At 43.4% G+C, this 7,213-nt stretch carries 11 protein-coding genes; 5 read left to right on the forward strand and 6 right to left on the reverse strand.

Annotated elements, in window-relative coordinates:
• The first annotated feature begins 210 nt into the window (after positions 1 to 210).
• Both F6K20_RS17490 and F6K20_RS17495 read left to right on the forward strand, forming a co-directional pair.
• Positions 211 to 411 (forward strand): hypothetical protein, encoded by a 201-nt coding sequence (locus F6K20_RS17490; RefSeq protein ID WP_287249459.1) that lies wholly within the window; start codon positions 211 to 213, stop codon positions 409 to 411.
• A 40-nt stretch (positions 412 to 451) separates the two neighbouring features.
• Complete coding sequence (locus tag F6K20_RS17495) at positions 452 to 1,459, forward strand: glycosyltransferase family 2 protein (protein ID WP_044493971.1); 1,008 nt, start codon at positions 452 to 454, stop codon at positions 1,457 to 1,459.
• A gap of 6 nt (positions 1,460 to 1,465) precedes the next feature.
• On the opposite strand, the gene F6K20_RS17500 is transcribed toward F6K20_RS17495, so the two are convergent.
• Both F6K20_RS17500 and F6K20_RS17505 read right to left on the reverse strand, forming a co-directional pair.
• Positions 1,466 to 1,777, reverse strand: a complete 312-nt coding sequence (locus F6K20_RS17500; protein ID WP_008186771.1) for an element excision factor XisI family protein — start codon at positions 1,775 to 1,777, stop codon at positions 1,466 to 1,468.
• Complete coding sequence (locus tag F6K20_RS17505; RefSeq protein ID WP_008186770.1) at positions 1,762 to 2,013, reverse strand: element excision factor XisH family protein; 252 nt, start codon at positions 2,011 to 2,013, stop codon at positions 1,762 to 1,764. Before F6K20_RS17505 ends, F6K20_RS17500 begins: the two co-directional genes overlap by 16 nt.
• Before the next feature lie 490 nt (positions 2,014 to 2,503).
• Here F6K20_RS17505 and F6K20_RS17510 point away from each other — a divergent pair, with 490 nt between their 5' ends.
• Positions 2,504 to 2,851 (forward strand): hypothetical protein, encoded by a 348-nt coding sequence (locus tag F6K20_RS17510; RefSeq protein WP_287267772.1) that lies wholly within the window; start codon positions 2,504 to 2,506, stop codon positions 2,849 to 2,851.
• 66 nt (positions 2,852 to 2,917) lie between these two features.
• Positions 2,918 to 3,130 carry a hypothetical protein gene (locus tag F6K20_RS17515; protein WP_287295446.1) on the forward strand — a complete coding sequence of 71 codons (213 nt, stop codon included), beginning with the start codon at positions 2,918 to 2,920 and terminating at the stop codon, positions 3,128 to 3,130.
• On the opposite strand, the gene F6K20_RS17520 is transcribed toward F6K20_RS17515, so the two are convergent.
• The 4 genes from F6K20_RS17520 to F6K20_RS17535 form a co-directional block, all read right to left on the reverse strand.
• The gene (locus F6K20_RS17520) at positions 3,051 to 3,998 is read right to left on the reverse strand and encodes an NAD-binding protein (RefSeq protein ID WP_287249453.1); all 948 of its coding nucleotides are present in this window, start codon (positions 3,996 to 3,998) and stop codon (positions 3,051 to 3,053) included. The two genes, F6K20_RS17515 and F6K20_RS17520, sit on opposite strands and share 80 nt — an antisense overlap.
• 30 nt (positions 3,999 to 4,028) lie before the next feature.
• Complete coding sequence (locus F6K20_RS17525) at positions 4,029 to 4,544, reverse strand: RNA-guided endonuclease InsQ/TnpB family protein (RefSeq protein WP_287267773.1); 516 nt, start codon at positions 4,542 to 4,544, stop codon at positions 4,029 to 4,031.
• Complete coding sequence (locus F6K20_RS17530; protein WP_287249450.1) at positions 4,510 to 5,370, reverse strand: RNA-guided endonuclease InsQ/TnpB family protein; 861 nt, start codon at positions 5,368 to 5,370, stop codon at positions 4,510 to 4,512. The genes F6K20_RS17525 and F6K20_RS17530 overlap by 35 nt, the downstream gene beginning before the upstream one ends.
• A 115-nt stretch (positions 5,371 to 5,485) precedes the next feature.
• The gene (locus F6K20_RS17535) at positions 5,486 to 5,653 is read right to left on the reverse strand and encodes a hypothetical protein (protein ID WP_287249448.1); all 168 of its coding nucleotides are present in this window, start codon (positions 5,651 to 5,653) and stop codon (positions 5,486 to 5,488) included.
• Between the two features lie 370 nt (positions 5,654 to 6,023).
• Between F6K20_RS17535 and F6K20_RS17540 the strand changes: the two genes are divergently transcribed.
• Positions 6,024 to 6,512 (forward strand): tellurite resistance TerB family protein, encoded by a 489-nt coding sequence (locus tag F6K20_RS17540; protein ID WP_287249446.1) that lies wholly within the window; start codon positions 6,024 to 6,026, stop codon positions 6,510 to 6,512.
• Positions 6,513 to 7,213: the final 701 nt, after the last annotated feature.

Below are 7,213 nucleotides of genomic sequence, written 5' to 3' on the forward strand. Positions count from 1 at the left end.
TCTCACACCCTTTGTAAGCGATGCAGAGGTGCGACCCGTGGCGAATTTAATTCGCCAACGGAAAAAGCACCATTACGGTCTTGGGGGTTTCCCCCACTCGCTATTGCATCAAGAAGCGCAAGAGTTTGAGTTCTGAGTTCTGAGTTCTGAGTTCTGAGTTCTGAGTTCTGCTATATCAGCTATCAGCTATTAGCTATCAGCTATCAGCTATTGGCCAACGGCCAACGGCTGACGGCTGACAGCTGTTCGCGCAGCACCTCAAGTAGCGCATATGCTTACCTAATTACTATCGGGATTTGTGTAGGAATTGTGAGAATTTTTGATGCCATATTCCCTACTCCCTGTTCCCTACTCCCTGTTCCCTACTCCCAGATCCGCTGTTCCCTGTTGCCTGTTCCCTTTGCTATATAAGGCTATAGCAGTTCTCAATCGGGTCATGGGAGGGTCATAAATGATACCACAAGTCAGTGTAATTATTCCCGCCTATAATTGCGATCGCTATATTACCGAAGCAGTGGAAAGTGTGCTGAATCAAGAAGCCTGTTCCTATGAGGTAGTGGTCATTGATGATGGTTCAACAGACCAGACTCGATCAGTGTTGCAACCCTATCGCGGACGCATTCGTTACATTTATCAAGAAAACCAAGGAGTCTCCCTGGCCCGGAACCATGGCATTAAACTAGCCTTGGGTGAATTTGTCGCATTCCTCGATGCCGATGACTTTTTTCTGCCAGGTAAGTTAGCTGCCCAGTTAGCAGTGTTTAAAGCACAACCCCATCTGGGAATTGTCCATAGTGGTTGGTACCGTGTCGATTCCCAGGGTAAGCGACTAATGACAGTACGTCCATGGGAGAAAGTACCAGAATTAAACTTAGAAAGTTGGCTACTGTGGAAGCCAGTCCTGCCTAGTGCCATGATGTTCCGTCGCCATTGGTTAGAGTCCGTTGGCGGGTTTGACCCCAGGTTTCCACCCGCTGAAGATACAGAAATAGTCCTACGATTAGCCCTCAAGGGTTGTCCTGCCCTTTGGTTGCGTCAGGTAACCGTAGGCTATCGGCAACATCACCAAAGTGCCATGCACAAAGGACTTCCTCAAGCTCGCTCCCTGTCGGCAGCCATTGACAACTTCTTTCAACAGGCTGATTTACCACCAGGCATCCGTCTATTAGAAAATCAGGTGCGTTATGGAACCCTAGTATGGATTGCTTGGTATTTATATAATACAGGACATCCCAGGGAAATGATCAAGTATTTACAGGAAGCTTGGGGCTATAGTCCTTATTTCCCGATGGAGACAGTAGTACATTGGGCAGAGAATTTTGCCGAGTTTTCCAGGAATTGGGGCGGGGAGTTTGATGCTGATGGGTTAGGGAAGTCACCAGAGTGGCAGCAGTTGATGCAATGGGTAATGGCTCAGGGGAGAGAGACGATGTTGGTAGGTGGGTATAGGTTGTACTAACTGAAACTAGTCCATCAGTTGGTAATCAAGACCAGTGATAATATGTTCTGCAGGGATACCAGCGGAAATCAGAGCCGAGGCCAACCCTTCCTCAAAGTTATCTTCTTCAATAACAACTTGGCCATTAACCAAGCGAGCGTGAAACAAAATCGAGTTAATCCAGCGTTGTTTATCCCAGCCAGTAGCCAGAACTAGGAAGTGACCAGTCTCGGTATCGCAAACAGGATAAAGCCGAATCGCTTGTATACTTGGTTGGGCGCGAGTTTCCTCTTGCAGGATTTCTTTCAGAATATCGCCATAGTTTAGTGAGTGATCCATTCAACAATAGCCTCTTGCTCGGGTTCATAAACTAATAAGTTGATTTTATTCCTCTCGACGGCTAGCTGAAAAATTGTTGTTTTGAAATGCCGAAGATAACTTGTTTTACTGATAGCTAAAAACAATAGATCCCCCCTAACCCCCCTTAAAAAAGGGGGGAAACTGTCGTTCTGGCTCTTGTCCCTCCAAAGCCCATTGGTAAAGCTGAAGCTGTCCCATTGTTTTTTCCAGTTCATTAATAACTGAATAAGTAAGCATATGCGCTACAGATGGTGCTACTTGAGGTGCCATCAGCAGTCAGCAGTCAGCTAATCAACGGGAGGTAGTAAACAAGCTGGGGGGTGCTGTTAGGGCTGGTTGAAAATCCCTGCTCGTTTAACTGTAAGCATTCAGCCTACCGCTATCAGCCGTCAGCTTATTTTATTCAAAAGCTGTTTCCTTAGTCTGGCCTACGACCAATGGCACCTAAAGTAGCGCATAAGCTGATAGCTGATAGCTGACGGCTGAATGCTTACATCTCATCTTCCCATCTCTCCATTTCACAATTTTGCCATTTTGCCATCATCTGTAGGTGGAATCACTGAAATGGTTATGGTGAGTGCTTTCAAGGGTCAAGCGTCAACAAAAGTTATACATAACATACAGAAGTTAAACATTAACGCCAACCTATTCGTAAACCGATAATTGCTACGCTGATTTCAAAGAAAAAAACCTAAACTATTATTTATGGTTTATAAATATATTTATCAACTTCCAGGTGAACGCAATTTTAAAACTAAAACTAAACAAAAAAAAATCTTAGGGATCAACCTTACTTCAAGCTTAGTATTGAGTCTTTATTTTTTTATTATTAAATTTTTGCTATTTGGATTATTACCATCATCCTTATTTATCAAAGAGATAAGTCAGACAACAACACCTAATAAAAATGATAACTTTATTGTTAAAAATAAAATTTTTGCCGCCCATCCAACCAGTATTCCTTGGATTAATGACTCCTACAACTGTGAAGCAACAGGAAGAGCTTGGGAACAGGGAGAGTGTTGGGACTATGAACATAATCACAACTGGTGATGACGGGATTAATCCTTAAAAGACTATAGGTAAGCATTCAGGCGTCAGCCGTCAGCCGTCAGCTGAATGCTTACGTTCCCAGATCCGCTGTTCCCTACTCCCTACTCCCTACTCCCTACTCCCTACTCCCTACTCCCTACTCCCTACTCCCTACTCCCTACTCCCTACTCCCTACTCCCTTTTTATACCAATCCTATGTTTACATCTCAACTAACAATGCTATATCTTGATCATGATAGTTTCCCCATTTCTCTACTATTTCCTGAGCAATATGACTAGGGAATGAATGGTAACCGGGTTCCAATTCCTTCGATAAAATTAAGTCAATGGCTATGTTATGGGCATAGAAGACTGGGTCGAGAGTCTGAACTGGAGTAGGTTCTGCTAAGGAAAAATTGATCGGAGCTTTTTTGAAAAGCACTTCGGCATCTGAGAAGTTATCACCAAATTCATCTTCTGCGCCAATGTTGGCAAGATACTTACCACTGAAATCTTCCTTGTCTAAATCATACTCCTTAGAAAGTACTCCATTAACTCCCGTACAGGTTACAACACAAAAAGCCTCCTTGAGTGCTGCCCTAATGCCATCCAGGTCCTCAGCGTGTAACCCTTTGATTCCTCTAGCCCTAAGCTGTTCTAAAATCTTAGGATTTTTCTCGACGACCACCAGCTCCTTGGTTAAGCCTAATAATTCATTAACTAGTCCTTTTCCAACTTTTCCACAACCAAAGATTATCAAATTCTTATCCACTAATGACTCGTTAGTTAACTGGTGGAAGGCTTTGACAAATGCTTTACTAGTCCCATAGAACGTTTCTATATTTTTTAGGGAACTGTCATCCACAGAAATCAAGGGATAGGGAATATCTAAGGATTGATAGATAGTGTTATCGAGTTTAGTTAGCTCTACCACTCCCTGGCTAGGGGTGATTAGTGTGGGTAACTCTCCATAAAGATCTAAACAAATATCATAGTTATCCTCAAAATTACCTTCCAGATTAAGCTCAACATTAGCACTGTGCAAAATTTCCACCGCTTCTGGGTTAGGCTTGATAAAATTAGGGCAAGACACGGTAAGCTCAGCACCAGCCAACAGCAACGGTTCAACTTTAAAGACAGTTTCTATGGTCAAGGGGATATGATGCAATAGTCTTAATCCTTGTTGACACTCCCCGGTCTAAAGACGCGGGGATTCTTGCTTCAACGAGCCAACTTGCTCAACCAGACCGGAATCAGGAAGAGTAGAGGTCAATTCTCCGCAAGCGTTTCGGGAGACCCGACGCTGCGCGAACGGGTCGATGACACAGGTTCCGGTGTGCCCCACCGTACCCAAAGCTCTGTTCAAAATGTTGATGGCAGCGTTATGGTCCCTACCTAACTGGCAACCACACTGACAGATATGGGTTCTAGTTGATAGTGACTTCTTCACGACTTCACCACAGTCAGAGCAATTTTGGCTAGTGTAAGCAGGATTAACTGCGACAGTAACTCTGCCAAACTTTTGACCAAAATGCTCTAGCCATTTCCTGAACTGATACCAACCTGCATCATTAATAGACTTCGCTAAACAGTGATTTTTTACTAGATTTTTGACCCTTAGATCTTCATAGGCCACCAGGTCGTTAGACCGGACTACGCAGCGTGCCGGAGACGAAACCTTAGAAGAGTGCAGCCTTACAACAAAACCTGCCACCTTTGATGCATAGCCTACCAACTATAAAGGCTGCACTCTTCTTGCGGTAACTTCTAACCAGTCTCTTGGCATGCTCTTCACGTCGCCTACTTATACTAAGGTGGTGTCTAGCTAATCTATTAATTGCTTTCTTACGATTGGTTGAGCCTTTCTTTTTTCGGGAAACTCGACGCTGATAAAACTTTAACCGCTTTTCCCCAGTCCTGTAAAAACGAGGATTAGGTTCAGTCTTGCCTCTGGAATCGGTGTAGAAATCTTTTAGACCTACATCTAAACCGACGGTCGCATCAGCAGGTTTTAATTGTTCCTTTACATCGACTGAGACGCAAAATTGAACATAGTACCCGTCGGCTCTTTTGACAATCCGAGCTCGTTTTATCTGTTTCTTATCAAATCTCCACAAGTCCCATGTCCCCTTGAGCTTAAGTTTTCCAATTCCCTTTTTGTCGGTGAATGTGATCGATTTTTTGTCAGGGGACAACTTCCATCCTGATTGCTTATATTCGACCGAGCGACAATGCTTCTGGAATCGGGGAAACCCTTTCTTTCCGGGGACTTTTTTCTTGCAGTTGTCATAGAAGCGGGCGATCGATGACCATGCTCTTTCAGCGGCAGCCTGTCGAGCGGTTGAGTTCAATTCACTGGCAAAATCAAAATCTTTAGCCAAAACTCTACAATATTTGTTGAGGTCGTATTTTGATATGCCTCTATTATCAATCCACAACCTAAGGCAACTGTTGCGGACAAATTTTACTGTCCTGATCGCCTCCTCTATGGCTAAATATTGATGTTTTTTGCCGTATGCCTTGAACTCAAGAATGATCATCAGAAATCGACCTCTTCTGTTGTACTGTTATGCTAACACAGCTAGCACAAATCGACAACTACTAGTGCGACTTTACTCACGGTGGCTAAAGCCACTATCAGCCTTCATCCCCGGTTTAAAAACACGGGGTTTTCGGCTTGTGGGGAATTTTATAAGGCTGATGCGATTGGCCGTAGGCCACGCTACGCGAACGCATCTGTTGTCTCAGCTCAGCCATAAATGGCATCGCTTCAGAGCGGGGATGTTTTTGCCGTGCTTGTTCAAAGACCTTAAAGTCGATCATCTTATCTTAATTTCGGTTAATCATTTATATAGTAGTTCTCAATTGGGTGATGGACAAAATCCAGGATTTTAGGGAACAGGGAAGAGAGCAAAAATCCTCTGTACCTCATGAACATGATAACCGCAATAGCAGTTTTAAAATGAGGGGTCAAGTACCCTGCCCTGCCTGGTCATCCCCTCTCTCCACATCTGAATCCTTACGGGAAATTTTTGAGCTGAAAGCTTTATCCAGCTAGTCTTTCAGCCTTTGCATGGCACATTATTGTTTCAGCTTTGCTACCTTTACCTGAATCAGACAGTTGCAATATTATCCCATCAAAGATAAAATCCGAAGAGTTAACAAGCTGTAAGGGTAAAACAGGATAAAATATATGACTGACGATAAAATGCAAACTCTTTCATCTTTTGCTAAAGATGAGTACGGACTTAGTTCAGCCTCATTCCAAGCTATGGTCAACTATGGTTACGCTTTGTTAGCTATTGCCGGAGGTGATGGAGAGGTTTCTGACCCAGAAATGGAGTGGTTAATCAATCACCAAACGAGATTTGGTGCCCCTGAAGAGGTTGTTGGACTCTACCAGTCTTTTGATTACAAAAATGCTAACCTACAAGAGCTGTTGCCCGATATAAAAAAAGTTGATGTTGAAACTTTGTCAGTAGCCAACGAATTGGTATATCATGCCATTAAGATGTCATCAGCTGATGGAGTTTATGCTGACGCAGAGAGAGCCAAAGTAAAAGAAGCAGCAAAAATCCTCGGAGTTGCTGATGATATTGTTTTGACTCTAGAAAGTTTAGTAGAGATGGAACGAACTGTTGTTAAGATGCGTAAGGCATTGATTCACGTAAACACATTATAGACGACGGTATCACTATACCACGGTAGGTAAGCATATGCGCTACTTGAGGTGCTGCTTGAGGTGCCGTCAGCCGTCAGCCTTGGCCACACTACGCGAATGGCTGATAGTTGAATCCTGATAGCTGAATGCTTACTGTGTAGCTATTTTAGGACTGCTATAAGAGCAAGAAGAATTAAGCGATCGCAAAACAAGACTCTAATTTGAAATCTGGTAGCATACCTTTACAAATTGAATCTCTTTCCATCTCCCCACACTTCCCACACTTCCCCTTCTTTTTGAAAAATATTTGAGAAATATCAGATACACCCGATTAGCGGTAGCGAAGTTGTTGACCCTTGATGACTAAACCCATTCTCATCGCGTTTCCAATTGGAGTGAATCGTTTTTGTTTCGTCATGGTTTGGGGATGATGACCCACGGTAGATAAACTCATGCTAAGCAGAGTCACAACAATTAGTGTAGCGCTTAAATTACGAGTAAAGGTTAAGTCAAACATTATCTGCGGATTTCCAACTGTCTCTACTTTCACAGTAGAAATCTGTTATGATTAGTTCCTCCACTAATATGCAACTACCTGAATTGACTCTCTGGTGGAATGGTGAATCCCACCAATTCAGTGGGTTTAGGAGTGTGGTTGAGCTAGACAATCTGCCCACTGGCACCATGGCAGAAAAATTCAATATTCTTCTGTTTCCCTACTC

It is taken from the genome of Moorena sp. SIO2C4 (assembly GCF_010672485.1).
In the GTDB taxonomy this organism is placed as follows: Bacteria; Cyanobacteriota; Cyanobacteriia; order Cyanobacteriales; family Coleofasciculaceae; genus Moorena; species Moorena producens.